This window comes from Candidatus Aenigmatarchaeota archaeon (genome assembly GCA_016932615.1).
Lineage (GTDB): Archaea > Aenigmatarchaeota > Aenigmatarchaeia > QMZS01 > QMZS01 > JAFGCN01.
The window spans coordinates 146484-163324 of the sequence record JAFGCN010000007.1 but is presented as its reverse complement, the minus strand read 5'-3'; the positions used below and the strand labels follow the sequence as shown (position 1 = coordinate 163324).

The 16841-nt window shown below is 46.7% G+C and carries 23 protein-coding genes; 13 read left to right on the top strand and 10 right to left on the bottom strand.

Annotated features, from left to right (window positions below; all coding sequences use genetic code 11):
• The 4 genes from JW727_01925 to JW727_01910 all read left to right on the top strand — a co-directional run.
• On the top strand, positions 1-2713 hold a 2713-nt coding region (locus JW727_01925; GenBank protein ID MBN2094779.1), incomplete at its 5' end, for a carboxypeptidase regulatory-like domain-containing protein.
• Positions 2714-2758: 45 nt separating this feature from the next.
• The gene (gene tpiA, locus JW727_01920; GenBank protein MBN2094778.1) at positions 2759-3406 is read left to right on the top strand and encodes a triose-phosphate isomerase; all 648 of its coding nucleotides are present in this window, start codon (positions 2759-2761) and stop codon (positions 3404-3406) included.
• A 53-nt stretch (positions 3407-3459) separates the two neighbouring features.
• Positions 3460-3915, top strand: coding sequence for a hypothetical protein (locus JW727_01915; GenBank protein MBN2094777.1), 456 nt, complete (start codon positions 3460-3462; stop codon positions 3913-3915).
• A gap of 8 nt (positions 3916-3923) precedes the next feature.
• The gene (locus tag JW727_01910; protein ID MBN2094776.1) at positions 3924-4265 is read left to right on the top strand and encodes a DUF3467 domain-containing protein; all 342 of its coding nucleotides are present in this window, start codon (positions 3924-3926) and stop codon (positions 4263-4265) included.
• 110 nt (positions 4266-4375) lie between these two features.
• On the opposite strand, the gene JW727_01905 is transcribed toward JW727_01910, so the two are convergent.
• From JW727_01905 to JW727_01875, 7 genes are all read right to left on the bottom strand, one after another.
• Positions 4376-4726, bottom strand: coding sequence for a hypothetical protein (locus JW727_01905; protein ID MBN2094775.1), 351 nt, complete (start codon positions 4724-4726; stop codon positions 4376-4378).
• Positions 4727-4821: 95 nt separating this feature from the next.
• Positions 4822-5163, bottom strand: coding sequence for a hypothetical protein (locus JW727_01900; GenBank protein ID MBN2094774.1), 342 nt, complete (start codon positions 5161-5163; stop codon positions 4822-4824).
• A gap of 153 nt (positions 5164-5316) precedes the next feature.
• Positions 5317-5661 (bottom strand): hypothetical protein, encoded by a 345-nt coding sequence (locus tag JW727_01895; protein MBN2094773.1) that lies wholly within the window; start codon positions 5659-5661, stop codon positions 5317-5319.
• A 62-nt stretch (positions 5662-5723) separates the two neighbouring features.
• Positions 5724-6146 (bottom strand): 30S ribosomal protein S12, encoded by a 423-nt coding sequence (locus tag JW727_01890; GenBank protein ID MBN2094772.1) that lies wholly within the window; start codon positions 6144-6146, stop codon positions 5724-5726.
• 2 nt (positions 6147-6148) lie between these two features.
• Complete coding sequence (locus JW727_01885; GenBank protein ID MBN2094771.1) at positions 6149-6544, bottom strand: hypothetical protein; 396 nt, start codon at positions 6542-6544, stop codon at positions 6149-6151.
• Positions 6541-6777 carry a ribosomal L7Ae/L30e/S12e/Gadd45 family protein gene (locus JW727_01880; protein MBN2094770.1) on the bottom strand — a complete coding sequence of 79 codons (237 nt, stop codon included), beginning with the start codon at positions 6775-6777 and terminating at the stop codon, positions 6541-6543. The genes JW727_01885 and JW727_01880 overlap by 4 nt, the downstream gene beginning before the upstream one ends.
• A complete protein-coding gene (locus tag JW727_01875; GenBank protein MBN2094769.1) occupies positions 6765-7859 on the bottom strand; it encodes a DNA-directed RNA polymerase subunit A'' in 1095 nt (364 codons plus the stop codon). The genes JW727_01880 and JW727_01875 overlap by 13 nt, the downstream gene beginning before the upstream one ends.
• Positions 7860-7974: 115 nt before the next feature.
• On the opposite strand from JW727_01875, the gene JW727_01870 reads away from it, so the two are divergent.
• From JW727_01870 to JW727_01860, 3 genes are read left to right on the top strand one after another with little or no spacing between them, the layout of a single operon-like run.
• On the top strand, positions 7975-8502 hold the full coding sequence (locus JW727_01870; GenBank protein ID MBN2094768.1) for a hypothetical protein: 528 nt from the start codon (positions 7975-7977) through the stop codon (positions 8500-8502).
• A gap of 42 nt (positions 8503-8544) precedes the next feature.
• Positions 8545-10302, top strand: a complete 1758-nt coding sequence (gene gatE, locus JW727_01865) for a Glu-tRNA(Gln) amidotransferase subunit GatE (GenBank protein ID MBN2094767.1) — start codon at positions 8545-8547, stop codon at positions 10300-10302.
• The gene (locus JW727_01860) at positions 10299-10979 is read left to right on the top strand and encodes a PHP domain-containing protein (GenBank protein ID MBN2094766.1); all 681 of its coding nucleotides are present in this window, start codon (positions 10299-10301) and stop codon (positions 10977-10979) included. The genes gatE and JW727_01860 overlap by 4 nt, the downstream gene beginning before the upstream one ends.
• 56 nt (positions 10980-11035) lie before the next feature.
• Here JW727_01860 and JW727_01855 read toward each other — a convergent pair whose 3' ends face one another.
• The gene (locus tag JW727_01855; GenBank protein ID MBN2094765.1) at positions 11036-13438 is read right to left on the bottom strand and encodes a DNA-directed RNA polymerase subunit A'; all 2403 of its coding nucleotides are present in this window, start codon (positions 13436-13438) and stop codon (positions 11036-11038) included.
• Between the two features lie 65 nt (positions 13439-13503).
• Here JW727_01855 and JW727_01850 point away from each other — a divergent pair, with 65 nt between their 5' ends.
• The 6 genes from JW727_01850 to JW727_01825 all read left to right on the top strand — a co-directional run bounded on the left by JW727_01850 (position 13504) and on the right by JW727_01825 (position 15583).
• Positions 13504-13668, top strand: coding sequence for a 30S ribosomal protein S27e (locus JW727_01850; protein ID MBN2094764.1), 165 nt, complete (start codon positions 13504-13506; stop codon positions 13666-13668).
• Positions 13669-13752: 84 nt separating this feature from the next.
• Entirely contained in the window at positions 13753-14217 is a 465-nt protein-coding gene (locus tag JW727_01845; protein ID MBN2094763.1) for a signal peptidase I, read from the top strand.
• A gap of 2 nt (positions 14218-14219) precedes the next feature.
• Positions 14220-14537, top strand: a complete 318-nt coding sequence (locus tag JW727_01840; GenBank protein MBN2094762.1) for a transcription factor S — start codon at positions 14220-14222, stop codon at positions 14535-14537.
• Positions 14538-14644: 107 nt separating this feature from the next.
• Entirely contained in the window at positions 14645-14863 is a 219-nt protein-coding gene (locus JW727_01835) for a small nuclear ribonucleoprotein (GenBank protein MBN2094761.1), read from the top strand.
• Between the two features lie 63 nt (positions 14864-14926).
• Entirely contained in the window at positions 14927-15118 is a 192-nt protein-coding gene (locus JW727_01830; GenBank protein MBN2094760.1) for a 50S ribosomal protein L37e, read from the top strand.
• A gap of 54 nt (positions 15119-15172) precedes the next feature.
• Complete coding sequence (locus JW727_01825) at positions 15173-15583, top strand: hypothetical protein (protein MBN2094759.1); 411 nt, start codon at positions 15173-15175, stop codon at positions 15581-15583.
• Positions 15584-15742: 159 nt separating this feature from the next.
• Here JW727_01825 and JW727_01820 read toward each other — a convergent pair whose 3' ends face one another.
• Together JW727_01820 and JW727_01815 are read right to left on the bottom strand one after the other, a co-directional pair.
• A complete protein-coding gene (locus JW727_01820) occupies positions 15743-15988 on the bottom strand; it encodes a hypothetical protein (GenBank protein ID MBN2094758.1) in 246 nt (81 codons plus the stop codon).
• A 40-nt stretch (positions 15989-16028) separates the two neighbouring features.
• A complete protein-coding gene (locus JW727_01815; GenBank protein ID MBN2094757.1) occupies positions 16029-16817 on the bottom strand; it encodes an RNA-binding protein in 789 nt (262 codons plus the stop codon).
• Positions 16818-16841 lie beyond the last annotated feature (24 nt).

Genomic DNA, 16841 nt, shown 5'->3' with positions numbered 1-16841 from the left:
GGTAAGCGCCACCTGCGGCTCCTCAAGTGTCGGGTACTGGAAATGCAACCCAACCACTGGAACCTGGACTACTTCCACAACCTACTCGGACAGTTCCTGCACAACCAAATGCGGCTCTTCTTCAAGCACAACCTGCACATTTGTTGTGAACTCCCTTGAGCTTCCATCTAGGGCGGCAGTTTCTTCTGCAAAAATTTACCTGGATGGAGCTGATACTAATAAGCAGGGTTCGCTCGTTACACTTGAGAATGTGCCTGTGGGCACGCATACCTTAAAGGCAACCGCTAAAGGGTACAATGACGTTACTCTTTCGGCACCATGCACTTCTGCGGGCGGAGTAAAGACCTATTATATGCTTTTTGAATCTTCCAGCAGCAAACCTGCCTGCACAACCTCTGGTGCCTGCTCGGGTTATGCTATTGCAAGCGGATGCAGTGCTCAGGCCAGTTCCAGTGGGTTTAGTTCCACCTACACTTGGACGAAGGCAACTAGTTCCTCCTGTTCAGGGTCAACACCTTATTGTTATTGTGGAAAACTGAAATCCAGTTCCACGAAAACCTGCCAGGAAGCTTGCGGCGGCACATTTTTGTGCAGCGCCACCACTCCAACAGGATATACCTATAAGTCTTCCGGCGATTCCTACTGTAAGTCTATTAATTCTGCGCTTAAGTGCTATTGTGCGAAAAGCTCTGGCTCTGGGGACGATGAAGACAATCACCCTAGCTGGGTGACTGGCTGTGCTGAGTTCTGCAAGTGGGTGAATACCGGTTATGCCTCTTCCTGCAGGACCTCCTGCGTTGACGATTCCTCTTGGTGGAGAAACCACTATGCCGAGGCGGATAAATATTGCGCGGCAAATCAGGTCTGCTGCTGTTCAGTGCAGCGAACGGGGGGGAGTTCCAGCAAGTCCGTTTCGTGCTCTTCATATACCTCCATCGACAGGGACATACATTGTGATTGCGATAATGAGCGTGCCTGTTATCCATGGGGCGTCTGGTCCCTTTCGAATGCTGATTGGTATAAAGCTCAGTGCTTCCAATGTTGCCAGGCGGAGACCTGCGGTCAGGGCTCAAGCGGCAGCAAAAGCAGCAAGGAGCCGAACTGGGATGAGCCGCCAGGAGAGCAAACTCCTGAAGACCAAGGTGAGGAAGGCGATTGCCCTAACCTTTGTGCCAATTATAACCCTGCGGGATGGTATAGTTGCCAGGATTCATGCACGGCAAATGGGCTTCACTACCTGAGTGGAGGGGACTCTTACTGCCAGAACGAGCATGAGGGAAATACTGCAGGAAACCATTGCTGCTGCACTCCCACTGGTGAGGATGATGACGACAGCGATGGAAACTCGGGCGACAGAACTTGCCAGAGGGAGGCGGAGATAGATATAGACTTTGAGGAGAGCAGCTATTGTGCTGGACGGGGCAATTTCTTTGACCTGACAATTCAGTTTGAGTATGATGGTGACGAGTATGACATGAATGAAGGTGACTTCCGGGTCGTGGTTTCCGGAAACTGTATTAACACAAGGACTCTTAAAGCTTACAGCGACAGGGATGTTTTCAGAGACCGGGGTGATGGCGAGTTTGAGCTTGAGGGGGGCACTTACTGGTTTGGCGATGTTTGCCGGAGGACATTTGAGGTCACAGGAAAGTTTAAGGATGGCAGCAGGTCCTGTGAAATTACTGAGTCCCAAAGCGTGAATGTAAGGGACTGTGGAGATGATGACGATGATGAGCCTTCAACCACCTGTGATGAAGCTTGTAATGGCCGTGACTGGGATTGTGACGACAGTTGCCGTGATGATGAGGATCATGAAAGCGACGGTGATGACTGGTGCGAATGGGATGATTCGGACAATGACCGCTGCTGCTGCGAGGTAGAGGAGGAAGATGATGAACCTCCAACCACCTGTGCAGAGGCCTGCGGAAACCGGGATTCGGATTGTGATGACAGTTGCAGTGATGATGAGGAACGGGAACGTGACGGTGATGACTGGTGCGAATGGGATGATTCGGACAATGACCGCTGCTGCTGCGAGGTAGAGGAAGAGCAAACCGAAACTTGTGAGGAGGCCTGTGATGGCCGTGACTGGGATTGCGACGATAGTTGCAGTGATGACGAAGAGCACGAAAGCGACGGTGATGATGACTGTAGAGCTGGCGAACGATGCTGCTGTGAGGAAGGGGATGGCGATGATGACGACGGCGAAACCGGGGAGATGAACTGTGTCGTAACCGGCTGCATCGAATCGACAATAACCTGTGATGGAACTGCTTGCTCCATGCCTTCTTTGCCTTGTGGGGGAGGAATCTTTTCATGCAATGGGCCTTTTGCTTGCTCTGGTGGGACATGCACTTGCCGTGACGCTACCTGTCAGGGAAAAGGCACTCCTGATGAGAATGATGGCGAGGATGACGATCAGGATGACCCCCAAGAAACGCAAATCAAAGTGGACTGTCCCGAGACCTGCAATAACGATGAGCCCTGCACCTGCACAATTGAGGGTTGCCTTAGGGGCGTGGCACAGTTTTCGGGGAATGCGCTGGACATAAGGACAATGGTTACAAAGTACCATGAGATTCCCATAAAAATCCTTACTCGTTCGCCAGATACCATCTCTATTCATCCCGGAAATTCCGGAACTCTGGCATTTGAGGCAATGTGCATCAATCCAATGGCCAATTCTGATGAAGTGAGAATCTCGGTCAATTAACCGAAGCTTAATCAGAGAATATATTTACATTTGGCTATTGATGTTATGCTGTATCTTATAAATTTCAAGACTTATTTTAAGGGCACTGGCTTGAACGCAGTCCGGCTTGCAAGCATAATGGCAGATGTTTCAGAAGAAAATAATGTCGAGATGGCTGCTGCAGTCCAGCCGACAGATATTGACAGGGTAAGCAAGCTCGTTTCTGTAGTTTCCCAGCACATAGACCCGATTCCTTACGGCGCGCATACCGGCCAAATTCTTCCTCAGGCAGTAAGGGATGCAGGGGCGGTTGGAACCCTCATAAACCATTCGGAAAGGAGGATTCCCCTAAAGGAAATCGAAAACTGTGTTTCGGTTGCAAAGTCCTGCGGGCTTAAGACAATCGTTTGCGTTTCAGACATAAAGGAGGCAATGGAGGTTTCAAAGCTTCTTCCTGACTCGATTGCTTTTGAGGACCCTGACCTTATCGGCTCGGGCAGGTCTATTTCAAAGACAAAGCCGGACCTTGTGAGCCGATTTGTGGAACTCCTTGAAGAGCTAAGCCCTTCGGTGATGCCTCTTTGCGGGGCGGGCATAAGCACACGGGAAGACGTGGTGAAGGCAAAGGAGCTTGGGACGAGAGGCGTTTTGGTTGCGTCTTCAGTAGTGAACGCGGAAAGCCCAAAAGAAGCTCTTCTCAACTTAATCCTTTAGAGGCGTGCGTAAGCTTTCTATAAGCATTTTAAATATAAAAAGGGGAGTATATTATGTCTGAGGAGTATGAGATTGTTTCAGTTACTCCGCTGAGAAAGCTCGAAAAGCGCCTTGAGATGGTGGAGAAGGGTTCTCCGGGATATAATGCTGTCCTTCGTGACTTGGTTGAAATGATGAAGGAAAACCAGCGGGTTGTTGATGATTTGATTAAGACCAATTCCGAGCTTATTGCAGGAATAGGCCAGCTGTCCCAACACCTGGCAGGGCTTACCGGAAAGTTTGATGAATTCATGGAAAGCATTGAGGTTGCCGGAACCAGCGAAGAGCCTCAGGAGTGGGCTCACATAAAAGAGGAGGCAAGGAAGATGGCTGACCTCAATACGGCTTTTGATGACCGGCTAAAGAAGCTTGAGCGGCAGATGAAGCTTACCGCCTTAAGCAAATATTATTACCAGGCCCCGCAGGGGCAGGGTGCTGGTGATCAGGGCGCAGGCCAGGGGCAGTACTGAATTTTATCATGGCAGAAGCAGAAAAAAAGAAGGTTAACTTGAATATTGACCCTGGAAAGGAAGCTTTTTACTCGAATAATGTTGCCATATTCAATAACCCTAACGAATTTGTCCTTGATTTTGCGCAGGTAAGCCCCAGGATGGACATGGTTGACGGAAAGCAGATGCTCACCTATATAGCAAAACACAATTCTGTAGTGCTTGAGCCAAAGCAGACAAAAATTCTCCTAAACCTTCTCAAGGAAAATGTCGAGAAGTTTGAAAAAAGGTTTGGAAAAATTGAGGTTTCAAAGAAGCAGAATGATTCGAAAAAGCCCGCTTCAAAGAAGTTTATGGATTACATTGGCTAGTTTTCTACAGTTTTTTCAAGCCAGGATAAAGGAGATAGTATCTGCATTTGGCAAACCCAGGGCTGGTGAAATTTCAGAAAAATGTATCCGGGGGCGTATTAATTGGGGAATTACTTCTTCTCTGCCTCCTTGGGTTTCGCTTTCGGCTTAATCTTTGTTTTTGCTGGAGGGTTTAAAATCTTAATCTTGTTCTTTTCGCAGAATTCTGCCATTTCAGCCAGTTTTTTCTTTCCGACAGTCCCGGAAAGTATGATTGTCTTGCCTTTCAGCTCTTCAAGCCGGCTGATTGATGCCACAAGGGCAGGAACTTCTCCTTTTGGCTGTTTAAGGCCAATGTTGGGCCTTTCTCCCTTGCCTTTTTTGTTGTGCCGCAGTTTGTTGTGTATTCCCTTAGGCCTTCTCCACACACTCTTAAGTTTTTTGTACTTTCCAAGGTTGCTTCGGGCAAATGTCTGTCGCATAATATAATAGTAGCGGAAGTTTTAAAAATGAGCACTGACCGGGCATTTACTTCGAGGACATTTATTGCCACCATTTATCTCTTATTTTGGGCTAATTAGTTGGCATATTCATATTTAGGCACATAGCCTACCCCTTTCGTGCCTTTTATGACGGCATCTTCCAACTCATGCCCATGGTTATCCAGCCCTTTGTAAAATCCGCCATCAAAATAGCGAAAGTAACGTATTGTGCCCGGATGCTCCAAACTGGCCTCTATTGCAGGGCAACCATACCAAGGGACTAAATTTCCCCGGGCTTTTACTTCAATAGAATCACCTCCACGTATTAGCTTCAATCGGTCAAATTTAATTCCTGATTGGGTTTTCTCTCTTTTATTAATTCCCTCCACTTCTTGGGCCATATAGTCCTTGAACCAGTCCCATCGACTTTCTGCCATATTGAGTCACCTAAAATAATTATCTTTGCGATTTATAAATAATCCACTATTTAAGGAAGAAAAAACTTAATTCGATGACCTCTGCTTTTTGCCCCTTCTAAGCATATCAAGGGTGATGCCGTTTATCGTGAAAACCGGGTATTTTACTTCTTCTTAACGGGGTAAAATACGGTCTTTATGTAGCAAGACACTATTCATCCCACGAGACAACGCCCTTTTGAACTTTCTGCGAGTGGTAAAGTCTAAAATCTCGTATCGGTCACTAAAGGGTAGGTCCTCCAAGGATGTTTTAATATGGACATAAGCAACCTTCCTATAGGTAGATCCTATCTTACCAACATCTCCAATTGCAATGGTTGCTCCAGGAATGGGAATATTCACCTCATGGTAGGTTGTGTCTGGGTCTATGAGGGAGTAGTCCTCAGTGTAATCTTGATGTGTAGGATTTATTCTCAAGTTCTTTAATTCTGAGATTACATATGCCCTCATTTCGTCCATATCAAATCTAGGTCTGTGCATAAGAGTTATTAAAAAAGTATTTATTATATAGTAATTATCTATTACTTCGAGGACCTCTGCTTTTTGCCCCTTCTAAGCATATCTAGGCTGATTCCATTGACCTTGAATACCCTGTATTTGACGCCACCGAGGCTTCCGTATGCCTTTTTCTGGGAGCCGCCAATGTACTCGATTGTGACCTCATCGTGCTCCTGGACATGCTTTAGCGCGCCGTCTCTTGGAAGGTGGGTGGTTATCTCCTTTCCGTTCTTGATAAGCTTTACCCTTGCGCACTTAAGCATTCCCGAGTGCGGCTGCCTCTGTTCGACCTGCCTCTTGCTAAGGACAAGCCCCTTTGCCTGGGGAGCTCCTTCAAGGGGGTCAAGCTTCTTTTGGAGGTTGAAAATTCTGACTCGGTATTTTCTCTTGTTGAGCCGTGCTTTTTTTCGCACCTGTTTTAATCTTCTTGCGTTAAATGTTCCCATATTTACCTCCTGAAGACGACGTCTTCGACATTATAAAGTCTACCCAAAAAGCTTTTAATGGCGTCCCCGTCGCCCTTTACTTTTTTTGAGTCATGGGCGCTTACGAATATCTTGAGTGACTTGTCTTCGGCCTCTTTAAGCTTAATAGTGTCGGAAATCGCTTCCTTTAGGAATTCCTCGACGCTTTCCTGGTAACTGAATATCACAACCCGTTTTCTGATGTGGTTTTCAAGCGTTTTTATCTTTTTGCCTTTGTTTGCAAGGACAGCCCCCATCTTCTTTTTGTCAACCACAAAATAGGTCTTTTCCGGCTCGTCTATGCAGTCCATGGGGGCGACACCCGTGACTAGCTCAAATATTGAAATCAAGTGCAGCATCCCCTTGTCAAAGACCCTCATTTTCTTACCCCGCAGATAGCTATAGGAAAATTCTTACCTAGGGTTTTGCCCAGTTCCGTTGCAGTGGCTTTCAGCTTTTTGGTGTCTATCCCATCCAGCTTCTTTTTTGTTTCTTCTGGCGTGGACAGTGTGGTGTACACAAGGGCTATTTTTCCCTCTCTAAGCATTTTTAGCGTCTTGTTGGTCCCAAGAACCAATTTTCCTTCCTGAAGTTGCCTTACTATAGCTTCCATTTTAGTTTCACCGTTCCCGTCCCTACTGGACAAATCTGGCCAATCATAAGGTTAGCCATTAATGTATTCAGCTTGTCCTTTTTATTTGCCACTGCCGCATTGAAAAGAACCTTAATTGTTTCCTCGAAGTTAAGCCGGGCAAGAATGCTCTTCTTGCTTTTCATAAGCCCATACCTTCCAACGGCCCTGACATCGCCGTCAACGCACATGGCGTCTGCAACAAGCCCGATGTACCTTTTGTCAACATCTACGCCCTGCTGCTGCAGGGTAAGGATGAGTTCTCTTATGACAAGGGCGCGTGCCGCCTCTATTCCGAACACATCGGCCATTTCCTTTATGTTGGTTGTGTGCGTGTTTTTGGCGTCAATTCCTTCAATTGCAAGTATCTTTTTAAGGGTTCCTCCTCTTGACTGGACTATCCACTTTCCGTTCTGGTTGATGATAAGGGATTCCAAAACGCCTTTTATTCCGGCAATGTGGATTTTAAGCAATTTATCCTTTAGCTCCCTGTACTCGGAGTAGGTTTCAACTTTGTCAAGGGTAATTTTTCCCTCCTTTAGCTCCACGCCGTGCTTTTTGATGGATTTGCTTATGAGTTCAGTAACGCTCTCCTGGGTGAGGCCAAGCTTCTTAAGCGTCTTGTTATCGAGGGCTATTTCAACGGCTGAGTTTACAAGGTCATAGGATATTGTGGTTAAGGCGTCTTCAAGGTTTGATTCTACTATTTCTGACGCGATTTTCTTGGCGCTTTCTTCGCTGTTTTCCTCCAGGCGGCAGGTTATTACATCGTCTATGTTCTTTCTAAGGTCGAATATTTCAATAAGCCGTGGAAGGCCAAGAGACATCTGTATGCCTGCGGAAGCTGCGAAGTGGTATGCTCGCATCGTCATCTGTGTGGCTGGCTCTGATAGGGACTGGGCGGTTACTATTCCAAGGGCTTCTCCTGGCTCGAATTTCGCCTTCTGTATGACGTAATCAAGCCGCCCCTTCAGCTTTTCCTTCTCTTTTCCAGCTATCTTCTTTTCTATGCAAAAATCTTCAAATTTGCCATAAAGAGCCGCCTCAATCTCGGTTTGTTCCATTAATTAACTTTACAAAAAAATATATTACTTCTTTTGGCTTATTTTACGGGTTTTTAATAGTTTTGAGGGGGTTTGGCGCCCACATTATCCTTTGAATTTAAACTATATCTACCTTATGCTGACGGAAGCAAAGGTATTGGAGATAAGCAATCTGGCACTGGAACTGGACTGGAAGCAGCTGAAGGCGGCAAGCCATACCGTTGCAAGGCATTTCAACAGGTACGGGCTGGATGGCTATGAGCATGGCGGCTTTGGGCGGAGAGTGGAGTGCAAGGGAAACCCTCTTGAGCCAATATTCCAGCTAGACCCAAACCCGGTAAAGAGTGCTTACGAAGATGCTATCCTGGACCTGACCGGGCAGGGCTTTGATGAAGACCGTGCGCATTATATGGCTCTGCCAAATCACCATCTTCTTGCCTGTGCGTATTGCCCTAGGCGTTTAGAGTTCTTGGGGGACCCTTGTGGAGTTCTGGGTGCAGGGTTTGTTTCCCTCATTTTATCGAAAGACGTCGAAAGATGCGGAGACGAGGAAGTTATTGCGGGAGACCGGATCAGGGAGTACTGGCATCCAATAAGGGAATCAAAGCAGCCATTTTTCTGGAGAATGACTTTGCCTGAATATGAAGCGATGTGCGAAGAGTAAGGGGATTCTTGGCTAACTAATTAACTTTCCCTAGCCATATTTATGGAGGATTACAGGGAAATAGGCCTGAAGGTTGGTATTGAAATACACCAGCGGCTTGGCACAAAAACCAAGCTGTTTTGCGCTTGCCCTGCTGATTTCGAGGATCAGGAAGAGCTTTTTGTGTTTGCACGGCGCCTAAGGCCTACAGCAAGCGAAATAGGGAAAGTCGACCGGGCCGCGATGGAGGAATTCTCGAAGGAAAAGGAGTTCGTATACCATTCTTACCCGAACTGCTGCTCGATTGAGACCGATTCAGACTTTCCAAGGGAGATTAACCCGGAGGCACTTGAAATTGCCCTGCAGCTTGCCAAAATGCTTAAGATGCAGGTTCCTGATGTTCTGCAGGTGATGAGAAAGATTGTAATCGACGGAAGCAATACCACGGGCTACCAGAGGACTGCGCTTGTGGGTGTCGGAACTATTGATTCTTTTATTGAAACCAGCTTTGGGCCGGTTCACCTGCAGGAAATGCAGCTTGAAGAGGAAAGCGCGACAAAGATAAAGGAAGAGGCGGGAGTCGTCCACTACCGGCTTGACCGGCTCGGAATTCCCCTGGTGGAGCTAAGCTCTGCGCCGGAAATATGGCACCCAAAGCAGGCAAAGGAATTTGCGGAAAATCTTGGGCTTATCCTGAGGTCTCTTAAGGTTCAGAGGGGAATTGGCACAATCCGGCAGGATATAAACATTTCGGTTAAGGGTGGAGCAAGGATAGAAGTGAAGGGCTTTCAGGACGTAAAGGTCCTTGACAAGGTCGTTGAAAACGAGGTAAAGCGCCAGAGAGACCTGATTGCCATTTCCGAAAAGCTGAAAGGAAAGGATATCGAATTTACCCAAAAAGACCTCACAAGCAGGTTTTCAAATTCCGGCTCGAAGCTTCTAAGGTCACTTTCAAGGGAAAAGGTTCTTGGCCTCAGAGTAGGCGGCCTTGGCGGCTTTTTCAGGGAAAAGTGCGGAGAGCTTACCCTTGGAAAGGAGATTGCAAATTATGTCAAGGTTTTTGGGATTGGGGGCATTGTCCACTCTGATGAGGACCTGCCAAAATACGGCTTTGAGCCGGAAGAAGTGCCGGGAATCAAAAAGGAGCTTGGTTTTAACGAATGCGACCTTTTCATACTTATTGGCGGAAAGTCCTCTCCCGAAGCCCTTGAATTGCTAAAAGAGAGAATCACTTACCTGAGGCAGGGGGTTCCTGAGGAAACAAGGTTTGTGGACGCGGAAAACACCCGGTACGCTAGGAAACTTCCCGGCTCTGCAAGAATGTACCCTGAGCCGGACCTGCCAAAAGTTGCCCTCAAGGAGCTTTACGAGAAGGCAAAGCCCCCCGAATCTCTTGACGAAAAGGCCGCAAGGTTCGAGAAACTGGGGCTTGGCAGGGAGATGGCTTTGCAGATTTCCCGAAGCAAGGACGTTTCAAGCTTTGAGTACTTTGTCGAAAATTACGAAGTAGAGCCAAAAGTCATTGCGGACATAATGACCTGCAAGAGAAAATCTGTTGAGAGGCAGGGAGTCTCCGTTGACGAGGAGAAGCTTTGCTTCGTGCTTGAGGCGCTCGACAGGAAGAGGATTTCAAAGAAGGCGGTAGAGGAGGTCCTTCTTTCCGGAAAAATTGAGGGCTTTGAGAGGATAAGCGGAAAAGACCTGGAGGCGCTTGTGGAGACATTCAAGGCAGATTTCGGGCCTGATGCTGCAAAAGAGCTTATGAAGCTTTATGGAAAGCGCGTGGAAAGCGAGGAGGTTTTCGGGCTTCTTAAACAATGATTCCTGCCTGCCTTCACATACACACGAAATATTCAATAACTTCGAAAGGGATTCAGGATTCAAGAAATAAGCCACAAGACATACTGCGCCGCGCAAAAAAGCTCCGCCTGGGTATTTTGGGAATAACTGACCATAACACTACAAGGGGAGCAATTGAGACAAGAAAGTTTGCAACCGCGCCAGAGGATCCCTTAATTTTGATAGGGCAGGAAATAAAGACCGAGTACGGCGACCTGATTGTTTATGGCTCTGAGGAGGACTTGTCAGGCGGGCTTTTCGACATTCTGGACAGGGTCCGCTCAGAGGGATGGTTTTCAGTCCTGCCCCACCCTTATGATTCGATAAGGAAGTCTTCTGCTATTGGCATGAATCTTTCGAGTCCCGAAATGGCGCACCTTGCAAGGAAAGTGGATGCCGTGGAGGTTTTCAATTCCCGCTGCTTAAAGACAAGGTTCAATTATAGGGCAGCGAAGTTTGCAGAACAGCACAATCTTCCCGGGGTTTATGGGGCAGATGCCCACTATTTGGGCGAGCTTTCAAATGCAGTCAACCTAATCAAGTGCGGCAAAGACGAAAAGGAGATATATGCTGCAATCAGGGAGGGAAAGCTGACGTGCCATGGAAGAAGGACTTCACCAATAAATTATATTCGCCGGCCGTTTGATAGGTTCATTTAGCCATATTTAACAGTCAAAAGAACTTGGCAGAGGGTATTGAACTGAAACAATCTTGCCTATACGAGGTCCTGCATCGTGATTTTGCCCTTGTTTGTCCTGTATGGGTTGATGTTGTTCTCGAAAGGCGTGAACTGGACAATCTGGTTTGACTCGTTTCTTACCGTTCCGTCTGACCTGATCTTGAGGTCGTGAAGTGAGTTTACAAGCCGTCTTTCAAGGTAACCGGAGTGCTTGGTCTTAAGGGCGGTATCGGAAAGACCTTCACGGCCGTGCATGGCATCAAAGAAGAACTCTATGGGGGTAAGCCCCTTTCTGTACCCGTTTTTGACAAACCCGTATGCGGAAGGGTTGACTTCGCCAATCTTGAAGAATGGAAGAGTCCTCCCATAGTAACCCCTTGTAATCCTTGAGCCCTTTAGCTTCTCCTGCCCCAAACAGCCGGTAATCTGGGCTACGGAAACCATGTTTCCCCTTGCGCCGGTCTCTGCTGCGACTCTTGAGTATGATTCTTTTGGAAGGTGCTCTTTTACGATGGCTTCAATTTCGGTAAGTATCCTTTCGAGGGCAAGCTGTTCTTCTTTTGCGCCTCCGTTTTGCACATACTTTTCGACCCTCTTCTTGATGATTTTTTGCATCTCTTTTATCCCTTCAGGGTCTACGTTGTAGTCGTTTATCGAGATTGTGTAATTGTAGCTTGTAAGGAACAGAAGGGATAGCCGGACGACATCATTAAGGAACCTTCCGCCGGCCTGATAGCCGTAAACAAGGTCTATCTTGTTCAGAAGGCCGCCGTGCTCAGAGCCGATTGCCTTTACATCAATATATCCCTTTGTGAGAAGGCCGTTTTCGATTACAACATCTTCGCCGGTCTTGGTTTTTCCTTTGAAGTTAAGGTCGCCTGGAAGCAAAAGAAGCGAAAAAACTTCTTTTCCGGTATAAGTGTCCTTGTCAAGCTTTACGTCAACGCCCAGGGTGAACGCAAGGTTTGAAACCTCCTTTTTGGTCATGGTTACCTTGTCGTGGGTGAGAAAGAATGCCCCCATAAGGTGGTCCTGCTTTGCCCCGATAATTGGAAGGCCGTACCTTGGAGTCCTTATGTGTTTTTCAACGCTCATAAGCGTCTTTATCTCGGCTTTTGCCTCTTCGGTCTGAGGGACGTGAAGGTTCATCTCGTCGCCATCAAAATCTGCGTTATAGGGGGTTGTAGCGCAAAGGTGAAGCCGGAAAGTCTTTCCCGGCATTATCCTTGCCCGATGTCCCATCATAGACATCCTGTGAAGTGACGGCTGCCTGTTGAAGATTACCCAGTCTCCCTCCTGCAGGTGCCTTTCAACAGTGTAGCCCGGGATTATCTCCTGGGAGATGAATTCCTTTGTTTCTTCCGTAATTTTCTTCTTAAGTCCGTCAATCCTGATTATGTAATTTGCGCCAGGGTATTTGTCGTTTCCGTTCACGATGGCCTTTTTCATGTCCTCAAGGTTCTGCTCGGTTACCTTTTCAGGCACGGTAAGCGTTTTTGCAATGACCTGCGGTATTCCGACTTCGTCTATGTCTATGAAGTTATCTGGAGAGATTACGCTTCTTGCAGAGAAGTTTACCCTCTTTCCTGTAAGGTTGAACCTGAACCTGCCTTCTTTTCCGATAAGCCGCTGGGCGAGCGTCTTAAGAGGCCTGCCGCTTCTGTGCCTTGCCGGAGGCACGTTTGCAAGGTCGTTTTTGATATAGGTTGCGACGTGGTACTGCAAAAGCTCGATAATATCTTCAATAAGGAAGTCTGGCGCCCCAATGTCTAAGCTCTTTTTAAGCCGCTCGTTTATCCTTACGATGTCTACAAGCTTGTGAGTCAGGTCGTCTTCGCTTCTTTCACCAGTGTCAAGCACGATTGAAGGCCTGTCCGTTATTGGGGGAACAGGCAAAATTGTAATAATCATCCATTCAGGCCTGCCGCCCTTGAATTTAAGCCGATCCAGATCTTCGTCAGTTATCCTCTCGAACCTTTCCCTGAGCTCGTCAGTGGTTATCTGCCTGCCGCCTTCATAGTAGCTGGTGGGCTTTTCATATCTTATCTTGTGCTGCTTTTCTCCGCAGAATGGGCACTTGTCCGCCCTTTTCTTTGCGCATTCGGCAGTGCCTTTTGCGCTTTCGGGGGCAGTTAGCCGACCGCATTTGTGGCAGATTGACAAAAGAATAGCATAAATTTTAGGCGCAAAAACCGGGTGTATTACGGGCTTAACGAGCTCAATGTGCCCAAAATGGCCCATACAATCGCCCAGCCGGGATCCACAGGTCCTGCAGACTACGCCCGGGTCGACAACACCCATTCTGGGGTCAACAATTCCGTGCTCGACGGGGTAGCCGTCAGCATCGTAAAGCTCAGGACGTGTTATCTCAACACAGCTCAGTTTTTTTATCTGAGTTGGGGACAATATACTGAATTCTGCTTGGGTTACTCTAGGCATAATTGATGAAGGTAAATCTTAAATATTAGCTGGCTCTCTTAAATATTAATTTGATTTATTTACTAATGGCATCAAAATTCCTGAGGGTTAGGTGCGAGTGCGGAACAGAGAGAGTGGTCTTTAACAAGGCAACCCGGCTCATAAAGTGCGAGAAGTGCGGCAAAAACCTTCTCAAGCCAACCGGAGGAAAGTCAATCGTTGTTTCAAAGGTTCTTGAAACCCTTGAGTAATTGCCAGAAATAGACCCCCGCTTGCCGGTATTTTGAAAGCATCCTTGGACTATTCGAGGAAATTATTTAATTTCATACCTATTAATGGGTTTTGATGGACTCGTGGAAAGCGCCAGGAAGTTTCAGTACTGGGACGTCGTGCTTACTGTAGTCTTTGTGTTTGCTTTTTACCAAGCACTTGCATTTGCCCTGGGCACAAGCCACCCGGTTGACGTTATAGTGTCGGAGTCTATGCTTCCGACGATGAAGATGGGGGATATTGTAGTATGCGCCAAAGATACGCCAGAGGTTGGGGAAGTGGCCATTTACGCCTCCTCCCGGAAGTATCCAATTATCCACAGGGTAATCGGCATAAATGACAGCTTCTGCCGCGGGCAAAACCCCTATAGAATAGGGATCCAGGAGGGCACGTGCTACACAATAAAAGGGGACAATAATGACTATCCGGACCCCCCCGTTTCGGAAGGCCAGATTTTGTGCGTAGTAAAGGCCCACATTCCCTATGTAGGGTATCCAAGATATCTTATTTATAAACTTTTGGGTATTTAAAAATGGAGTTTTGCAAAAAGTGCGGTGGGATGGTTGTCCCCAAAAAAGTGGACAAAAAAGTGGTTTTTTACTGCAGAAGCTGTGGAGAAAAGTGCAAGGCGGAAGTAGACAGCAAGCTCAGCGAAAAGGTCGAAAAGAAGGAGAAAGTTGTGACCATAGCTGAAGACAAGGTTGAACTTCCGGTTACTGACAATTTATGCAGCAAATGTGGAAACCCCAAGGCATTCTGGTGGATGCAGCAGACAAGGGCCATAGATGAGCCGCCCACCCGGTTTTTCAGGTGCACCAAGTGCAGTTATAGCTGGAGAGAATACAGTTAGCGTCTCTTTTTTAGGTTTTATTGCCTATTAGCGATTAGAGAGGAATTATTCAAAAATAGGTACATTAACGACCTTTAAGTTAGTATTTAAATTTTCCTACTAATGTTATGAGCGAAGACAGACCAATTGACGTTTTGAACAATTCAAAAGGAAAGTGCATTCTAGTGAAGCTTAAGAACGGAATTGAGATCTCAGGCACCCTTAGGGCCCACGACCTTCACCTGAACATGTGGCTTGAGGATGTCGAGATGACAAAAGACGAGGAAAAAATGAGCTTCAAGAATATGCTTGTAAGAGGAGACACAATCCTTTACGCAGTGCCTTAGTTTTGTTCATTGACGAAGAAGGGTAAGTGACAGGATAACTCCAAATAAGCTGAGGAATAGAATATGACAAAAGGAACACCAAGTTTCGGAAGACACAACAAGGTTTTGCATAGCATATGCAAGAGATGTGGCAGGCATTCATTTAACCTGACGAAGGAAGTCTGCGTCAACTGCGGCTATGGAAAGTCGAAGAGAATACAGAGTTATACCTGGAGATGGAAGGATCCAATTGGAAAGGGAAACCGCAAGAAATAAGCTTGCACTTCTCCCTGGAAAAAATGATTCTAAGAAATACTTTGTTATATTATTATGTCGAAAGATAAAACTACGCAGGATGCTATTGAACTTCAGAAAAAATATGTCCAGTTCGAGCTTTTGGGCAAAGAGCTTGAGCAGGTCGAGTCCCAAAAAGAGCTTGTGGCGGTAAAGGCAAAAGAGCTTGAGCTTTTAAGCCATTCCATCGGCCAGTTGTCGAAGGGAGAGGGCTTCTCACAGCTTGGGGAAGGAATATTTGTTCCCGCCAAGTTTACCGACACGGACACGTTTATGGTTGACGTCGGCAGGAAAATCTATGTGAAGATGCCTCGGGCCGAAACACAGAAGTATCTGGACAGGAAAGTCAAGGAATTCAACGAGGTGCTTGAGAAAATCGAAAAGCGCTCCCAGGAGCTGACATGCGAAGTGCAGGCAATGGCTTCCGAAATGCAGGGGCTTCTTTAAATTCAATTTCAGAGAATTGGTTTAGAAACTTCACTTTCCAGAATTTTTACATAAATGCCCGTTCTTTTACAGGATATTATTGGCTATTGGCATACTTGCTGTTTGCAAATAAACCTGCCTGAAATAGACTTGGCATAAATCCTTTGAGATTGGAGGAAATTAGTAGGTCCGTTGGCCTCGGTTCATGTAGCCAGGGTCCACAGATATCATAAAATCTCTTCTTTTTGTAGAGTAAGGCAATTTTCCCTGGCTGTCCGTCATCTTCATGCATGAATGTGCCTCTCTCAAGAGGTCTTCTGAAGGTTTTTGTCCGGAATTTAATATTGAATCCACTGCCCAAAGAGTAACTTTCGTGTAAAGTTTGAGGTCTGGATTTCTATTTCCCGGAATATATGCTTCTCCCATATTACTTACCGTATATATCTGATCTGAAACTATTTATGGGTTACTCCTTCTTGCCGCCTTCCCTGCAGATTTTTTCATATTCTTCCCGGAATTCTTCCTTTATTTTGCGGCTTCTGTCCTCCCCCGAAAAGTAATCAATCCTTGAGGCAACCATGATTTTGGAAGCAAGGGCGCGGGCGACCTTCCCTCTGGATTTTTGAGGTGCGTTTATTATGAAGGGCGACATGTAAATCACCCCATATTTTGGGTTTTTGCTTTCCTTTCCCTCCTCTTTTTCTTTCAGATACCTGAAAAGTGACTTTTCTGCTCCAAGAACCTGTATCTTCGAGACCGGCATCTTCGAGAGCCGCTCAAGCCCGTTTGCTTTTGATATAATCCGGGCGCTAAGGATTGGGCCCAGAAGCCCTGATGTGTTCGGGGCAGCTTTTTCTGCAAGAGTGCGGATTTTCTTTTCGATTTTGTCCCTCATCTTTTCTGTTGTTTTGGATAATGCCTCGTAGCTTTCATAGTTCTTGAGAATTTTTTCCCTGTTTTTAAGGACTTTCGAGAAGTGGGTCATCTCATCATAGGTTCTTGCAAGAAGTATCAGCTTTTCCTCTTCCCCGTCGCCAGATTCCAGCTTCAGCCGGGCAAGCTCAAGCCCGAACGCGTTAAGCCACAAGGGATAATTTTCGTAAGGGAACAGCTTTTCGGCTTCAGGGGAAGTTGGAGCGGTCCTGCAGGGGCTTGACAAAAACTCCCCTGCCGCTTTTTTTGGGTCTTTGCTGAATTGCTCGTCCAGCCGCCCGCCTTCTATTATTCCAAAAGGAACTTTGATTTTCTCTGCCATAAAATTGATTTTTTTGATTATACT